Source organism: Nocardia flavorosea (assembly GCF_015477805.1).
Taxonomy (GTDB): Bacteria; Actinomycetota; Actinomycetes; order Mycobacteriales; family Mycobacteriaceae; genus Nocardia; species Nocardia flavorosea_A.
In genome coordinates, this window is the sequence record NZ_JADLQL010000007.1 from 272,941 (window position 1) to 289,103 (window position 16,163).

The 16,163-nt window shown below is 65.8% G+C and carries 12 protein-coding genes; 5 read left to right on the plus strand and 7 right to left on the minus strand.

All coding sequences use genetic code 11. From position 1 onward, the window contains the following. Window positions 1-329 precede the first annotated feature (329 nt). Both IU448_RS27360 and IU448_RS27365 read left to right on the plus strand, forming a co-directional pair. On the plus strand, window positions 330-3,854 hold the full coding sequence (locus tag IU448_RS27360) for a DNA-directed RNA polymerase subunit beta (RefSeq protein ID WP_195058572.1): 3,525 nt from the start codon (window positions 330-332) through the stop codon (window positions 3,852-3,854). A 105-nt stretch (window positions 3,855-3,959) separates the two neighbouring features. Beyond that, complete coding sequence (locus IU448_RS27365; RefSeq protein WP_195058573.1) at window positions 3,960-7,913, plus strand: DNA-directed RNA polymerase subunit beta'; 3,954 nt, start codon at window positions 3,960-3,962, stop codon at window positions 7,911-7,913. Window positions 7,914-8,080: 167 nt separating this feature from the next. On the opposite strand, the gene IU448_RS27370 is transcribed toward IU448_RS27365, so the two are convergent. Continuing rightward, entirely contained in the window at window positions 8,081-8,767 is a 687-nt protein-coding gene (locus tag IU448_RS27370; RefSeq protein WP_195058574.1) for a TetR/AcrR family transcriptional regulator C-terminal domain-containing protein, read from the minus strand. 137 nt (window positions 8,768-8,904) lie between these two features. Here IU448_RS27370 and IU448_RS27375 point away from each other — a divergent pair, with 137 nt between their 5' ends. After that, window positions 8,905-9,423 carry a hypothetical protein gene (locus IU448_RS27375; RefSeq protein WP_195058575.1) on the plus strand — a complete coding sequence of 173 codons (519 nt, stop codon included), beginning with the start codon at window positions 8,905-8,907 and terminating at the stop codon, window positions 9,421-9,423. A 52-nt stretch (window positions 9,424-9,475) separates the two neighbouring features. On the opposite strand, the gene IU448_RS27380 is transcribed toward IU448_RS27375, so the two are convergent. Beyond that, entirely contained in the window at window positions 9,476-10,345 is an 870-nt protein-coding gene (locus IU448_RS27380; protein WP_195058576.1) for a formate/nitrite transporter family protein, read from the minus strand. A 258-nt stretch (window positions 10,346-10,603) separates the two neighbouring features. On the opposite strand from IU448_RS27380, the gene cynS reads away from it, so the two are divergent. After that, on the plus strand, window positions 10,604-11,053 hold the full coding sequence (cynS, locus tag IU448_RS27385) for a cyanase (protein ID WP_195058577.1): 450 nt from the start codon (window positions 10,604-10,606) through the stop codon (window positions 11,051-11,053). A 45-nt stretch (window positions 11,054-11,098) separates the two neighbouring features. On the opposite strand, the gene IU448_RS27390 is transcribed toward cynS, so the two are convergent. After that, entirely contained in the window at window positions 11,099-12,109 is a 1,011-nt protein-coding gene (locus IU448_RS27390; RefSeq protein ID WP_228814395.1) for an aldo/keto reductase, read from the minus strand. Window positions 12,110-12,210: 101 nt separating this feature from the next. On the opposite strand from IU448_RS27390, the gene IU448_RS27395 reads away from it, so the two are divergent. Further along, complete coding sequence (locus IU448_RS27395) at window positions 12,211-13,113, plus strand: helix-turn-helix transcriptional regulator (protein WP_195058578.1); 903 nt, start codon at window positions 12,211-12,213, stop codon at window positions 13,111-13,113. Window positions 13,114-13,165: 52 nt separating this feature from the next. On the opposite strand, the gene IU448_RS27400 is transcribed toward IU448_RS27395, so the two are convergent. From IU448_RS27400 to IU448_RS27415, 4 genes are all read right to left on the minus strand, one after another. Next, a complete protein-coding gene (locus IU448_RS27400) occupies window positions 13,166-14,182 on the minus strand; it encodes an aldo/keto reductase (protein WP_195058579.1) in 1,017 nt (338 codons plus the stop codon). Between the two features lie 14 nt (window positions 14,183-14,196). Beyond that, the gene (locus IU448_RS27405) at window positions 14,197-14,637 is read right to left on the minus strand and encodes a MerR family transcriptional regulator (RefSeq protein ID WP_195058580.1); all 441 of its coding nucleotides are present in this window, start codon (window positions 14,635-14,637) and stop codon (window positions 14,197-14,199) included. Window positions 14,638-14,767: 130 nt separating this feature from the next. Next, complete coding sequence (locus IU448_RS27410) at window positions 14,768-15,748, minus strand: pirin family protein (protein WP_195058581.1); 981 nt, start codon at window positions 15,746-15,748, stop codon at window positions 14,768-14,770. Then, window positions 15,741-16,049 (minus strand): GNAT family N-acetyltransferase, encoded by a 309-nt coding sequence (locus IU448_RS27415; protein WP_195058582.1) that lies wholly within the window; start codon window positions 16,047-16,049, stop codon window positions 15,741-15,743. Before IU448_RS27415 ends, IU448_RS27410 begins: the two co-directional genes overlap by 8 nt. Window positions 16,050-16,163: the final 114 nt, after the last annotated feature.

A 16,163-nucleotide genomic window follows, 5' to 3' on the forward strand; every position in this document is an offset into this window, starting at 1 on the left:
TGCCTCCGTAGTGCACGACCACCCACGCCGAATCGGTTCCTCGGCGGCCCCGGCCGTGGCCCGGAACGCAGCCAGCGAAACCGGCCCGGCGCGTCAGCCGCGCAGCGGTTCGCGAGGGTGGTACTTTGACACCTCCATGTAGGTGGGTGTAGGTTTGGACGTTGCGCTGGCTGCCTCCTGTCCATACCTTGATCGCACTACGAAAGTCCCACCCTTCCGGTGTTGCTTCCGTTGTTTGCTGTTCGAGTCTCGTTCGGGTCGTGACCAGCGAGAATCCCAAAATGTAGCAGACAAGCGACGGTCGCGGACCACCACGCGACGCGCGTGAGGTGCTGGAAGGACGCATCTTGGCAGTCTCCACCCAGACAAGCGCCAATACGAAGCTGGGAGTTTCCGGAGGTATCCCCGGGGCTCCGTTGCGGGTGTCTTTCGCGAAGCTCCGGGAGCCGCTGGAGGTGCCCGGACTTCTCGATCTACAAACGGAATCTTTCGCCTGGCTGGTCGGCACGCCGGAATGGCGTGAGCGGGCCGCCGCTCGCGGCGACGGCGGGCTGGTCGGCGGGCTCGAAGAAGTTCTCGAGGAGCTCTCGCCGATCGAGGATTTCTCCGGCTCGATGTCCCTGTCCTTCTCCGACCCGCGCTTCGAAGAGGTCAAGGCCTCCATCGACGAGTGCAAAGACAAGGACATGACCTACGCGGCGCCGTTGTTCGTCACCGCGGAGTTCATCAACAACAACACCGGTGAGATCAAGAGCCAGACGGTCTTCATGGGCGATTTCCCGATGATGACCGATAAGGGCACCTTCATCATCAACGGCACCGAACGCGTCGTGGTGTCCCAGCTGGTCCGTTCGCCGGGCGTCTACTTCGACCAGTCGGTCGACAAGAGCACCGAGAAGGATCTGCACAGCGTCCGGGTCATCCCGAGTCGCGGCGCCTGGCTGGAGTTCGACGTCGACAAGCGCGATACCGTCGGTGTGCGTATCGACCGCAAGCGCCGGCAGCCGGTCACCGTTCTGCTCAAGGCCCTCGGCTGGACCAACGAGGAGATCGCCGAGCGTTTCGGCTTCTCCGAGATCATGATGTCCACCCTGGAGAAGGACAACACCGCCGGCCAGGACGAGGCACTGCTCGATATCTACCGGAAGTTGCGTCCGGGCGAGCCGCCGACCAAGGAATCCGCGCAGACCCTGCTGGAGAACCTGTTCTTCAAGGAGAAGCGTTACGACCTGGCTCGCGTCGGCCGGTACAAGGTCAACAAGAAGCTGGGCATCAATGTCGGCGAACCGGTCACCGGTTCGGTGCTGACCCGCGACGATATCGTCGCGATCATCGAGTACCTGGTTCGTCTGCACCAGGGCGATCGGGTGATGACCGTTCCCGGCGGCGTCGAGGTTCCGGTGGAGGTCGACGATATCGACCACTTCGGCAACCGTCGTATCCGTACCGTCGGCGAGCTGATCCAGAACCAGATCCGCGTGGGTCTGTCCCGGATGGAACGGGTCGTGCGTGAGCGCATGACCACCCAGGACGTCGAGGCCATCACGCCGCAGACCCTGATCAACATCCGTCCCGTCGTGGCGGCGATCAAGGAATTCTTCGGCACCTCGCAGCTGTCGCAGTTCATGGACCAGAACAATCCGCTGTCGGGTCTGACCCATAAGCGCCGCCTCAACGCGCTGGGCCCGGGTGGTCTGTCCCGCGAGCGCGCCGGCCTCGAGGTTCGCGACGTGCACCCGTCGCACTACGGCCGGATGTGCCCGATCGAGACCCCGGAAGGCCCGAACATCGGGCTGATCGGCTCGCTGGCGGTATATGCCCGGGTCAACCCGTTCGGTTTCATCGAGACGCCGTACCGGAAGGTCGTCGACGGTGTGGTCACCGACGAGGTCGTGTACCTGACCGCCGACGAAGAAGACCGGCACACGCGCGCCCAGGCCAATTCGGCGGTCGGCGCGGACGGTCGGTTCGTCGACGATCGCATCCTGGCCCGTAAGGGCAACGAGGAGATGGAGTTCGTCTCCCCGGCCGAGGTCGACTACATGGACGTCTCGCCGCGCCAGATGGTGTCGGTGGCGACCGCCATGATTCCGTTCCTCGAGCACGACGACGCCAACCGTGCCCTCATGGGCGCGAACATGCAGCGTCAGGCCGTACCGCTGATCCGTTCCGAGGCGCCTGTGGTCGGCACCGGGATGGAGTTGCGTGCCGCGGTCGACGCCGGCGATGTGGTGGTGAACGAGAAGCCCGGTGTGGTGGAGGAGGTCTCCGCCGACTACATCACCGTCATGCACGACGACGGCACCCGCCGCAGCTACCGGATGCGTAAGTTCGCCCGCTCCAACCAGGGCACCTGCGCCAACCAGCGGCCGATCGTGGACGAGGGCCAGCGGGTCGAGTTCGGCCAGGTCCTGGCCGACGGGCCGTGCACCGAGAACGGTGAGATGGCGCTGGGCAAGAACCTGCTCGTCGCGATCATGCCGTGGGAAGGCCACAACTACGAGGACGCGATCATCCTGTCGCAGCGCCTCGTGGAGGACGACGTCCTCACCTCGATCCATATCGAAGAGCACGAGATCGACGCCCGCGACACCAAGCTGGGCGCCGAGGAGATCACCCGGGATATCCCGAACGTCTCCGACGAGGTGCTCGCCGATCTGGACGAGCGGGGCATCGTGCGGATCGGTGCCGAGGTCCGCGACGGCGACATCCTGGTCGGCAAGGTCACGCCGAAGGGTGAAACCGAGCTGACCCCCGAGGAGCGGCTGCTGCGCGCGATCTTCGGGGAGAAGGCGCGCGAGGTGCGCGATACCTCGCTGAAGGTGCCGCACGGTGAATCCGGCAAGGTCATCGGTATCCGGGTGTTCTCCCGCGAGGACGACGACGATCTGCCTCCGGGCGTCAACGAGTTGGTCCGGGTGTACGTCGCGCAGAAGCGCAAGATCCAGGACGGCGACAAGCTGGCCGGCCGCCACGGCAACAAGGGTGTTATCGGCAAGATCCTGCCGATCGAGGATATGCCGTTCCTGCCGGACGGCACCCCGGTCGACATCATCCTGAACACCCACGGTGTGCCGCGTCGTATGAATATCGGCCAGATCCTGGAAACCCACCTCGGCTGGATCGGCAAGGCGGGCTGGAAGGTCGATATCGCCACAGACGGCACCCGCCCGGATTGGGCGCAGGCGCTGCCCGAGCAGATGCTGGGTGCCCCGGCCGACTCCAATATCGCCACCCCGGTCTTCGATGGTGCGCGGGAAGAGGAGCTCACCGGTCTGCTCGCCTCGACCCTGCCCAACCGTGACGGCGAGCGCATGGTCGACGACGACGGTAAGGCGATGCTGTTCGACGGCCGGTCCGGCGAACCGTTCCCGTACCCGGTGGCCGTCGGCTACATGTACATCCTGAAGCTGCACCACCTGGTCGACGACAAGATCCACGCCCGTTCGACCGGCCCGTACTCGATGATCACGCAGCAGCCGCTGGGTGGTAAGGCGCAGTTCGGTGGTCAGCGTTTCGGTGAAATGGAATGCTGGGCCATGCAGGCCTACGGTGCCGCCTACACCCTGCAGGAACTGCTGACCATCAAGTCCGACGACGTGGTGGGCCGGGTGAAGGTCTACGAGGCGATCGTCAAGGGCGAGAACATTCCGGAGCCGGGCATTCCGGAATCGTTCAAGGTTCTGCTCAAGGAACTCCAGTCGCTGTGCCTCAATGTCGAGGTGCTGTCCTCCGACGGCGCCGCGATCGAGATGCGTGACGGCGACGACGAGGACCTGGAGCGGGCGGCGGCCAACCTGGGCATCAACCTGTCCCGCAACGAAGCGGCCACCGTCGACGATCTGGCGAACTAGGGCGCCTGCCGGGTGCCGTAGTCACGACTCGGCACCCGGCCGGCGCGTTCGAACCAATAGAGAACTTTTGCTCGTATTCGACCCGCACAGGGGAAAGGAAGTTACGTGCTAGACGTCAACTTCTTCGATGAACTCCGGATCGGCCTGGCCACCGCCGAGGACATCCGTAACTGGTCCTACGGCGAGGTTAAGAAACCGGAGACCATCAACTACCGCACGCTCAAGCCGGAGAAGGACGGCTTGTTCTGCGAGAAGATCTTCGGTCCCACCCGGGACTGGGAGTGCTACTGCGGTAAGTACAAGCGCGTCCGCTTCAAGGGCATCATCTGTGAACGCTGCGGCGTCGAGGTGACCCGCGCCAAGGTGCGCCGTGAGCGGATGGGCCATATCGAGCTGGCCGCCCCGGTCACCCACATCTGGTACTTCAAGGGTGTGCCGAGCCGGCTCGGCTACCTACTCGATCTGGCGCCGAAGGATCTGGAAAAGATCATCTACTTCGCCGCCTACGTCATCACCGCCGTCGACGACGAGATGCGGCACAACGAGCTGTCGACACTCGAAGCCGAGATGGAGGTCGAGAAGAAGACCGTCACCGATCAGCGTGACGCCGATCTCGAGGCCCGGGCCCAGAAGCTCGAGGCCGACCTCGCCGAGCTCGAGGCCGAGGGCGCCAAGTCCGACGTTCGCCGCAAGGTGAAGGACGGCGGCGAACGCGAGATGAAGCAGCTCCGCGACCGTGCCCAGCGTGAGCTGGACCGGCTCGAGGAGATCTGGAACACCTTCACCAAGCTGGCTCCCAAGCAGCTGATCGTGGACGAGGTGCTCTACCGCGAACTGCAGGACCGCTACGGCGAGTACTTCACCGGCGCGATGGGTGCGGAATCCATCCAGAAGCTGATGGAGAACTTCGATATCGAGGCCGAGGCCGAGAACCTGCGGGAGACCATCCGCAGCGGTAAGGGGCAGAAGAAGCTGCGCGCGCTCAAGCGGCTCAAGGTCGTGGCTGCCTTCCAGACCAACGGCAACTCGCCCATGGGTATGGTGCTCGACGCCGTTCCGGTGATCCCGCCGGAACTGCGGCCGATGGTTCAGCTCGACGGTGGCCGCTTCGCCACCTCCGACTTGAACGACCTGTACCGCCGCGTGATCAACCGCAACAACCGTCTGAAGCGACTGATCGATCTCGGTGCGCCCGAGATCATCGTCAACAACGAGAAGCGGATGCTGCAGGAATCCGTGGACGCACTGTTCGACAACGGCCGCCGCGGCCGGCCGGTCACCGGCCCGGGTAACCGCCCGCTGAAGTCTTTGAGCGATCTGCTCAAGGGTAAGCAGGGCCGGTTCCGCCAGAACCTGCTCGGCAAGCGTGTCGACTACTCCGGCCGTTCGGTCATCGTCGTCGGCCCGCAGCTGAAACTGCACCAGTGCGGTCTGCCGAAGCTGATGGCGCTGGAGCTGTTCAAGCCGTTCGTGATGAAGCGCCTGGTCGACCTGAACCACGCGCAGAACATCAAATCCGCCAAGCGGATGGTGGAGCGGCAGCGACCGCAGGTGTGGGATGTGCTCGAAGAGGTCATCGCCGAGCATCCGGTGCTGTTGAACCGTGCGCCGACCCTGCACCGCCTCGGTATCCAGGCCTTCGAACCGCAGCTGGTGGAAGGTAAGGCCATTCAGCTGCACCCGCTCGTCTGTGAGGCGTTCAACGCCGACTTCGACGGTGACCAGATGGCCGTGCACCTGCCGCTGTCGGCGGAGGCGCAGGCCGAGGCCCGCATCCTGATGCTGTCCTCGAACAACATCCTGTCGCCGGCGTCCGGCCGGCCGCTGGCCATGCCCCGCCTGGACATGGTGACCGGTCTGTACTACCTGACGCGCTTCGACGAGGGCGCCAAGGGCGAGTACCGGCCCGCCACCGCCGACGGTCCGGAGACGGGTGTGTTCTCCTCGCCGGCCGAAGCGCAGATGGCGGTCGACCGCGGTGAGCTGACCGTGCGATCCAACATCAAGGTGCGGCTGACCGATCAGCGTCCGCCCAAGGAGATCGAAGCGGAGCTGTTCCCGGACGGCTGGCGCCGCGGCGACGCATGGACCATCCAGACCACGCTGGGCCGGGTGCTGTTCAACGAACTGCTGCCCGGGGACTACGCGTTCATCAACGAGCCGATGCCCAAGAAGCGGCAGGCGACGATCATCAACGATCTCGCCGAGCGGTACCCGATGATCGTGGTCGCGCAGACCGTGGACAAGCTCAAGGACGCCGGCTTCTACTGGGCCACGCGTTCGGGTGTCACCGTCTCCATGTCGGACGTGCTCGTTCCGCCGGAGAAGGCCGAGATCATGGAACGCTACGAGGCGCAGTCCGATCAGATCGAGAAGAAGTACCAGCGTGGTGCGCTCGATCACCAGGAGCGCAACAACGCGCTGGTCAAGATCTGGCAGGAAGCGACCGAAGAGGTCGGTAAGGCGCTGCGGGCGCACTACCCGGCCGATAACCCGATCATCACGATCGTCGATTCGGGCGCCACGGGTAACTTCACCCAGACCCGTACCCTCGCGGGAATGAAGGGCCTGGTGACGAACCCGAAGGGTGAGTTCATCCCGCGGCCGATCAAATCCTCGTTCCGTGAGGGCCTGACCGTTCTCGAGTACTTCATCAACACCCACGGTGCTCGTAAGGGTCTGGCCGATACCGCGTTGCGTACCGCCGACTCGGGTTACCTGACCCGTCGTCTGGTGGACGTTTCGCAGGACGTGATCGTGCGCGAAACCGACTGCTCCACCGAGCGCGGGATCGTGGTGCATATCGCGGAGAAGCAGCCGGACGGCACCATGATCCGCGACGCGCATGTGGAGACCTCCGCCTACGCCCGGACGCTCGCGTCCGATGCGGTGGATTCCGCCGGCAACGTGGTGGTGGCCAAGGGCGCCGATCTCGGCGATCCGGCCATCGAGGCGCTGCTGGAGGCCGGTATCACCGAGGTCCGGGTCCGCTCCGTGCTGACCTGTGGCACCGGCACCGGTGTCTGCGCGGTCTGCTACGGCCGTTCGATGGCGACCGGCAAGCTGGTCGATATCGGCGAGGCCGTCGGTATCGTCGCCGCCCAGTCCATCGGTGAGCCCGGTACGCAGCTGACCATGCGTACCTTCCACCAGGGTGGTGTCGCGGGTGATGACATCACCGGCGGTCTGCCGCGTGTGCAGGAGCTGTTCGAGGCCCGCGTGCCCAAGGGCAAGGCCCCGATCGCCGAGGTCTCGGGCCGCGTGCGGCTGGAGGACGACGATCGCTTCTACAAGATCACCATCATCCCCGATGACGGTGGCGACGAAGTGGTCTACGACAAGCTGTCCAAGCGTCAGCGGCTGCGTGTCTTCAAGCACGACGACGGTTCCGAGCGGCTGCTGGCCGACGGTGACCACGTCGAGGTCGGCCAGCAGTTGCTGGAAGGCGCGGCGGATCCGCACGAGGTGCTGCGCGTGATGGGCCCCCGGCAGGTGCAGATCCATCTGGTCCACGAGGTCCAGGAGGTCTACCGCTCGCAGGGTGTGTCGATCCACGACAAGCACATCGAGGTCATCGTCCGCCAGATGCTGCGCCGGGTGACGATCATCGATTCGGGTGCCACCGAGTTCCTGCCCGGTTCGCTCACCGAGCGCGCCGAGTTCGAGGCGTCCAACCGCCGGGTCGTCGCCGAGGGCGGCGAGCCCGCGGCCGGCCGTCCGGTGCTGATGGGTATCACCAAGGCGTCGCTGGCCACCGATTCGTGGCTGTCGGCGGCGTCCTTCCAGGAGACCACCCGAGTCCTGACGGACGCGGCGATCAACTGCCGCTCCGACCGGCTCATCGGCCTCAAGGAGAACGTGATCATCGGTAAGCTGATCCCGGCCGGTACCGGTATCAACCGGTACCGCAACATCCAGGTTCAGCCGACCGAGGAGGCCCGTGCCGCGGCGTACGCGGTGCCGTCCTACGACGACACCTACTACAGCCCGGAGGGCTTCGGCGCCACCACCGGTGCCGCGGTTCCGCTGGACGACTACGGGTTCAGCGACTACCGGTAGTCGGTTCGTTCGGTAACAGCACATCGGCCCCGCACCGTTTCGGTGCGGGGCCGATGGCGTTCGTGCCGGCAGTTGGCGGTAGCGGTGTTGCCGCGTCGGTTGTTCCGAGCGCTCAACCCGGACTTCGCCGGCCGGCCCGGGCAGCGAATGCCGGGGCCGGTCGGCGACTATGCGGTTTCCTCGGCAGTCGTGTGACCCCGAAGGCCATCGAGGAGCGCGTTCAGGCCGAATTCGAAACTGTTGCTGGGGCTTTCGTTGTAGCCTGTGCCGGCGGCGGATTCGATGCGGGCGCGTAGGCGGGGGAATCGGCGGGCGACCTCGGTGGCGGAGTCGAGGGCTTCGGTGAGTTTTGTGTCCGGATCGCCGCCTTTGGCGGAGAAGCGGCGGCGCAGGGATATATTCGCTGCCGCGCCCACGGCATTCCCGAGGACGAACATGAAGACTGCGGCCACGGCGCGGTCTGCTTCTGCGGGGGCGAATCCCGCGTGGTCGTAGACGGCGAGGGCGTGGTCGTCGTGGCGGGACTTGTTCTCGCCGTACAGCAGATGCGACGCCTGTGCCTGTACCAGCCAGGGATGCCGGTTCATCATCTTGTACATATCGACGGCCATGGTTTCCGCTGCCGTGCGCCAGTCCATCGTGTATGGGTCGGGCAGGGTGATTTCGGCCCAGACCTCGTCTGCCGCGAGGCGGACTAGGTTGTCCTTGTTCTGGACGTGCCAGTACATCGCGGTGGGAGCGGCATCGAGGCGTTTACCCAGGCTCCGCATATTGAGTCCGTCGAGGCCCTCCTCGTCGAGGAGTTGGATGGCGGTGCCGACGATCTGGTCGCGGGTGAGGGTGTCGCGGGGCATGGAACGACTCTAGATCGCTGACGACTCTTCTTGCACAAAGTACAACGACGGTGCTTGCACTTAGTGCAAGTAAAGCGCTACAGTACTTTTACTTAGTGAAAGTCGGTGCCGACGGTGCCGAGCGAAGGGAACCGGTCATGAACCTCCTCGTCGCCACACTGGCAGCTGCCATCGCCGCAGCGTTCGTCAGCATGCCGCTGGTCCGGCACCGATACGGCAGGACTGCCATGGTCGAGGCGCAGAACGAACTGGCGCGGCAGGGGGTGCGCACCACGGCGTTGCGTGAGAACGGGATGCGCTTCGACGCCAGTGGGCATGAATCGGCCGCGCCGATCGGCATCGCCGCCCTGCTGCTCACCGTCGCCGGGCTGAACCTCGCCGGTGTGGCGTGGACCGCGCCGCTGAACACGGTGGTATTCGCCCTGGTGCTGCTCGGCAATGCGGTTATCGTCTACAGCAATCTCACCGCGGTGGAGTCGGTGCGTGCGGCTTTCCGTCGTAAGAACGATCCGGAGTTGATGCGCGTAGATGTTGCGGCACTGTTGCGCGCGGCCGAAGCGGGTTTCCCGGCGTGGACCTGGACGTTGCAGAGGATTCGTAATGCGGTGGTGTTCGCCGCCGCCGCGGCAGCGATCGTGGCGACGTTCGTCGCTTGACCGGTCGAGACAGGCCGGCCCGCTCCACACTCGGGGCGGGCCGAAGGCTGTGTCAGCCCTGTCCGCTGCTCTCGGCCGGCGCCGCATCGGTTTGCGCGGCCGGTGCGCTCGCCGGACGGGGCCGAGGATCGGCAGTGCGCGCGTGGGTGGCGTACAGCGTGAGGCCGACAAAGGCCAGCCCGCCCACCAGATTGCCGATAACCGTGGGGATTTCGTTCCAGATCAGGTAATCACCGATGGAGAAATCGCCGCCCAGCAAGAGGCCGGAAGGGAACAGAAACATATTGACGATCGAATGTTCGAACCCCATATAGAAGAACAACATGATCGGCATCCACATGGCGATCACCTTGCCGGACACCGAGGTCGACATCATCGCCGCGACGACGCCGGTGGAAACCATCCAGTTGCACAGCACGCCCCGGATGAACAGGGTGAGCATTCCGGCCGCGCCGTGGTCGGCGTAGCCGACGGTGCGTGATTCGCCGATTTCACCGAGCCGCTGGCCGACCTCGTTCGGGTCCATCGAGAAACCCATGGTCACGATGATCGCCATCATGACGGCGACGGTGAACGCTCCGGCGAAATTGCCGACGAATACGAGCACCCAATTGCGCAGTACCGTACGCCAGTTCACCCCCGGGCGTCTATCCAGCCAGGCCAGCGGCACCAGGGTGAATACGCCGGTCAACAGGTCGAAACCCAGCAGGTAGAGCAGGCAGAAGCCGACCGGGAAAAGGACTGCGCCGAGTAGGGCATTGCCTGTCTGCACCGTGATGGTGACCGCGAACGCGGCGGCGAGTGCAAGTATCGCGCCCGCCATGAATGCCCGGATCACCGTATCGCGCGTGGACATGAATGCTTTCGACTCGCCGGCGTCGATCATTGCGCCGACGAACTCCGCCGGTTTGAGGTATGACATGACACGTCCTTCGCCTGTAGTGCTCGTGGGCGAAGTGTGCGATGCCCGGATGTCCGGGTCGTATCGAATCGAGTGCACGCGTGTAACCGGGTCCTCACCAGCTCGTCCGGCACCGCTTTCCGTCGTGTATCCGGCTCTCCGAGGATTTCGACATCGAATGTATCGGCGATGTGAACAGTGTGATACGGGTGCGGTCGTATATACCCGGTGATGGCAGGCTTTCGATATTTCCGGTGTTTCCGATAACAGGAGGTTTCGATGGATCCGATCATGAGCAAGAATGCCGCCGCGGAATTCGTTGTCGCGGCCCGTATCCGGCGCGGGCTGACATGGGCCGCCATCGCCGATGCGCTCGGAGCTCCGCTGGTCTGGACCACGGCCGCACTGCTGGGGCAGCATCCGATGACAGCGGAGCAGGCACGTCAGGTGTGCGATCTGCTCGGACTGGACGATGCGGTGGCGGAGGGGCTGAGCCGGCAACCCGCCCGTGGCGCCGACCCCGCCCTGATGAACGATCCCACCATCTACCGATTCGTGGAAGCGATCTCCGTGTACGGTCCTGCGCTCAAGGAGTTGATCCACGAGGAATTCGGAGACGGGATCATGAGCGCGATCAACTTCAAGGTCGATTTCGCCCGCCGGCCGGACCCCGACGGTGACCGGGTTGTCATCACCTTCGACGGGAAGTTCCTCGACTATCGCTGGTGATGTTTCCGAGGCTGCGTGACGGCGAGCCCGGCGACCGGAGACGGCTCACCGCTCGCTGTCCAGCGTGGCCATCAACGGCTCCGGATAGCGGCTGCCGTTCACCGCGGCGGCCGGTACCGCGGCGGCGATTGCGGTTTGCTCTGCTGGAGTGAGCGAAATCGCCGCCGCGGCGATCGATTCGGCCCAGCGCCGGGCGCTGCGCGTCCCGACGAGCGGGACGATATCGTTACCGCGGCCGAGTACCCAGGCGACGGCGAGCTGCGCGGTGGTGACATCTCGCTCCCGGGCCAGTGCCGCCAAAGTATCGACGAGTTTCAGGTTGGCGCTGAGGTTCTCGCCCTGGAAACGCGGACTGCCCGCGCGGGAATCCGACAGGCCGGCACCGTCGCGGCCACGCAGCGAATCGCTGAGCAGGCCGCGGCTGAGCACGCCGTAGGCCGTGATACCGATACCGAGTTCGCGGCAGGTGGGCAGGATCTCGGCCTCGATACCGCGGGAGAACAGCGAATACTCGATCTGCAGGTCGGCGATCGGGTGGACGGCGGCTGCCCGGCGCAAGGTTTCGGCGCCCACCTCGGAGAGGCCGATATGCCGGACGTAACCGGCGTCGACCATTTCGGCGATGGCACCGACGGTGTCCTCGATCGGCACCGCGGGATCCAGCCGTGCCGGGCGGTAGATATCGATATAGTCCACGCCGAGCCGGCGCAGGCTGTAGCTCAGGAAGTTCTTCACCGCCGCCGGGCGGGTGTCCATACCCTGCCAGCTGATATCAGGGCCCAGCATCCCGCCGAATTTCACGCTGAGGGTGACCTCTTCGCGCGGCCGGTCGGCGATCGCCCGCCCGACCAGCATCTCGTTGTGGCCGCTGCCGTAGAAATCGCCGGTGTCGATTAGGCCGGCGCCGGAGTCGAGCGCGGCATGGATGGCGGCGACCGATTCCGTTTCGTCTGCGGGCCCGTATACGCCCGACAGGCCCATGGCGCCGAATCCGATACGGCCGACCGTGGGACCGGTGCGGCCCAGCCGCGAGGTCTGCATCTGTGTCTCAGTCATGCGTTCCACTGTGGTGACTCGTTCGCGGCCTCGGCAGAGACGCTTGATCGGGGGAGCGGCGATCCCTGGCTGCGGGCGCCGCGGTGCGCGACAGTGGAGGTATGGACCGCAGCGAACTCGCCGACTTCCTTCGCCGGCGTCGCGATCAGTTGACGCCCGCGGACGTCGGGCTGCCGCCCGGTTCGCGCCGCCGGACACCGGGGTTGCGGCGCGACGAGGTGGCGGCGCTCGCCGGGATCTCCACCGACTACTACACCCGGCTGGAACAGGCGCGGGGGCCGCGGCCATCCACCCAGGTGCTGGCCGCGCTCACCCGGGCGTTGCGGTACACCAGCGACGAACGCGACCACGTCTACTTCCTGTGCGATCATGCCCCACCGAGCGGTAGCGGCCCGGACAAACACATCGGGCCGGGGATGATGCACGTCCTCGCCAAACTCGACGACACCCCGGCAGCCGTCGTCACCGACCTCGGCGAAACGCTGGCGCAGAACCGGTTGCACACGCTGCTGATCGGTGATCAGACGGCGCTGTCCGGCCGGAACCGCTTCTTCGCTTGGCGGTGGTTCACCGACCCGGCGGCCCGTGATTTCTGCCCGCCCGACGATGTGGACCGGATATCACGCCGGCAGGTGGCCGATCTACGTGCCACCGCGGCGCGGCGCGCGAAGGACCCCGATGTGCTGGATCATGTGGGCGCGCTGCGCGCGGCCAGTGCCGAGTTCGAGCGGCTCTGGAACGAGCATCTGGTGAGCGTGCGGCTTTCCGATGTGAAAAGCATTGTGCATCCCGAAGTCGGCGCGATCGCCTTCGATTGCGAAACGCTGCTCACCACCAGCGCCACTCAGCGGCTGCTGATCTACCGGCCGCGGCCGGGTACCGATGCCGCGGAGAAGCTGGACCTGCTCCGCGTCATCGGTACCCAGCGCTTGGACCGCTGCGAGCCGGTGACTGCGCCTGCGGCCACGCTGCCCGACCAGCGGCGATTCGCAGTGCCCGAGTAACGCCCCGGTGCCACTCGGCGGCGTGGTGGCGGTACCCCGGGCATACGCGTGCCTATTCGCGACCGGCCGAGGTGAACGACATATCCGCGTAGCGTGGGCCGGCGACCTGTTCGGCGATCGGTTCCAGCCGGGTCAGTTCGGCGGCGGTCAACTCGACCGTGGCCGCTGCGACGTTTTCTTCCAATCGGGTGCGGCGGCGGGTGCCCGGGATCGGCACGATCGGCAGTTGGTGTTCCCCGGCCCGGGAGTGCACCCAGGCCAGGGCGATCTGCGCGGGGGTGAGTCCCCGTTCTTCGGCGATGGTGTACAGCGGCGTCAGCAGGGCCGCGTTGTGCGCCGCGTTGCCGCCGGTGAAACGCGGCATATGGCGCCGGAAATCGGTATCGCTCAGTTCGCCGGCTTGTGCGAACGAACCGGTGAGGAAACCCCGGCCGAGTGGCGAGTAGGGAACGAAGGTGACGCCGAGTTCGGCGGCGGTGGGTACCGCGGTGCGTTCGACGTCCCGGGAGAACAGTGACCATTCCGATTGCACCGCGGCGATCGGATGAACCGCGTGGGCGGCGCGCAGTTCCTCCCCGGTCACCTCGGAAAGCCCGAGAGCTCCTACCTTGCCCTGCTGGACGAGTTCGGCCATCACGCCGACGGTCTCCTCGATGGGTACTTCGGGATCGCGCCGGTGCATGTAGTAGAGGTCGATGGTGTCGATTCCCAGCCGGCGCAGGCTGGCGTCCACGGCGGCGCGGATATGTTCCGGGGAGTTGTCGATGCCGCGGTAGTGGGGGTCGTCCGGTTTACGGACGATGGCGAACTTGGTGGCCAGCACGACCTGTTCCCGGTTGGTGCGCACGAAATCGCCCAGGAATTCTTCGTTGTCGCCGGAGCCGTAGATATCGGCGGTATCGAACAGCGTGATGCCGAGTTCCAGCGCGCGGTCCAGGGTCGCGCGGGCTTCGGCGCGGTCGGTGGGACCGTAGAACTCGCTCATACCCATACAGCCCAGACCCTGGATGCCGACCCGGATCCCCTCGGGGCCCAGAGGGGTGCTCGGCAGTGTTGCGGGGGTGGTCATTCGCGGGAATCCCTTCACGATGCGGCGTTATCGGATGACCGGGCGGCGTCGGCTGCAGTGTGCTCCTCGTAGAGCGCGATCTTGTAGTCCAGTACCGCCACGGTCTGCTGGAGTTCGGCGATACGGTCGAGGGCCTCGGCGCGGGTGGCGCGGAACATGGCGAGCCGTTCCGGGATGGTGTTCTCCCCGGCCCGGACCAGTTCCGCGTAGCGGATCATGTCGGCAACCGACATACCGGTGGTGCGCAGTCGCGTGATCAGCGTCAGCCATTCCAGATCACGGTCGCTGAACCGGCGTCTGCCCGTGTGATCGCGACCGATATGGGAGAGCAGGCCGATCCGCTCGTACCAGCGCAGGGTGTCCTGGCTCAGCCCGCAGTGCCGGGCGGCAGCGCCGATCGTATACCGGGGGATATCCCAGCCGGGCTTGTCGCCGGTCGGTGCGGAAAGACTCACGGAATTCCCTTCGATCCTGAAAAGCGTTGCGGCCCAGCGTCTCTGTGCGGCGAACCGGGTCCTCTCGTCGAACACCGACAACGCTAGCCACCTGGAGTGGACTCCAGGCAAGCGGCGCGGCAGGAAATACTCAGCCGCGTGGCCGGCGGCCGCGGGGTTTCAGCCGGCCACCGGGTAACGGTGGCGCGGGGATGCGCTGCTCGGGTGGGTGACCGGCGATATCGCCGAAACGCGCGGTATTGCGCTGCTCCCAATCCGTGCGGGCCGCGGCTATCTCCGAGTGTTCCCGGGCGACGAAGTTCCACCACATCACCAGTTCCTCGGCCAGCGGCTCGCCGCCGATCAGCGCGAACCGGCCTCCGCCGGTACTGGACAACTCGAGTTCAGCGCGCCCGGTCCCCAGGTACAGCAGCGGGCCGGGGGTCGTCTCGATACCGGCCACGGTCACTTCCCCGTCGATCACCAGGACCGCGTACTCGTACTCCGGGTTCGTCCGCAGCGTGGCCGTGCCGGCGGGATCGATCGCGATATCCGCGCCGACCAGCGGTGTGTAGATCATCGCCGGTGAGGTGACGCCGGCCAGTGTGCCGAGAAGCACAGTCGCCCGCAATCCCGGAGCGCGGTGCACCGGCAGATCCCGGTGCTGTTCGAAATGCGGGGCGATATCGCGGTGATCGTCGGGCAGCGCGACCCACAGCTGTAGTCCGCGTCCGGCCGGAGCATCCGGCACGGTGTACTCGGAATGGGCGATCCCGCGGCCGGAGGTCATCAGGTTCAGCTGGCCCGGTTCGATCAGTACATCCGAACGTACCGAATCGCGATGCCGGATGCGGCCCTCCAGCGGCCAGGTGACCGTTTGCAGGCCGATATGGGGGTGCGGGTCGATATCCGGCGGCAGATCCGTGGTGGTCACCGTCGGGGCGCCGAAGTAGTCGAGGAAGCACCAGGCCCCGACGGTCGGCAGATCCCGCTGCGGCAGAGTGCGTTCGACGTACGTGCCGCGCACTCCGCCCAGTGGCACTTCCCGGGCCGGATAGAGTTCGGCGACCGGGCCCGGCCCGTTCACCGGCATGCACAGCGTTTCGGCCGGATGCGGGTCGAGATCACTCACCGGCTACGCCGGTCACATGCTCGGCATATTCGGGATGCCGCTCCAGATAGCTCCGGATGAAGGCGCATTCGGGGCGGATGCGGTGTCCGCGGTCGATGGTGTCGCGAATCGCGAATGCGGCCAGTTTGCTGCCGAGCCCTTTGCCTTCGAAGGCCGAATCGACCTCGGTATGGGTGAAAACGGTTTCCGTGCCGCGTTCTGTGTACTCGGCGAAACCGGCGAGATCGCCGCCGTAGAACACCTCGTAACGGTCTTTGTCCGCGTTGCGGACGACTGCGCGCTCCTCGGTCGTTCCGGTCATCTGCGCACTTCCTCTCGGTCTGCGACTACCGCCCCGGCGGCGCGGCCGGCCACCGGGACCCCGAGGGCCAGCGTACTCAGCCCGCCGTACCGTGGCACGAGCCGGACAGCGCCG

Excerpts from the sequence above, each read along its gene's own strand:
- IU448_RS27370 (WP_195058574.1), bottom strand. The coding sequence starts at position 8,767 with ATGCCCCGCGACACCCTCACCCGCGACCAGATCGTCGGCACCGCCATC.
- IU448_RS27375 (WP_195058575.1), top strand. The coding sequence starts at position 8,905 with ATGAACCTCCTCGTCGCCACACTGGCAGCTGCCATCGCCGCAGCGTTC.
- IU448_RS27380 (WP_195058576.1), bottom strand. The coding sequence starts at position 10,345 with ATGTCATACCTCAAACCGGCGGAGTTCGTCGGCGCAATGATCGACGCC.
- cynS (WP_195058577.1), top strand. The coding sequence starts at position 10,604 with ATGGATCCGATCATGAGCAAGAATGCCGCCGCGGAATTCGTTGTCGCG.
- IU448_RS27390 (WP_228814395.1), bottom strand. The coding sequence starts at position 12,109 with ATGACTGAGACACAGATGCAGACCTCGCGGCTGGGCCGCACCGGTCCC.
- IU448_RS27395 (WP_195058578.1), top strand. The coding sequence starts at position 12,211 with ATGGACCGCAGCGAACTCGCCGACTTCCTTCGCCGGCGTCGCGATCAG.
- IU448_RS27400 (WP_195058579.1), bottom strand. The coding sequence starts at position 14,182 with ATGACCACCCCCGCAACACTGCCGAGCACCCCTCTGGGCCCCGAGGGG.
- IU448_RS27415 (WP_195058582.1), bottom strand. The coding sequence starts at position 16,049 with ATGACCGGAACGACCGAGGAGCGCGCAGTCGTCCGCAACGCGGACAAA.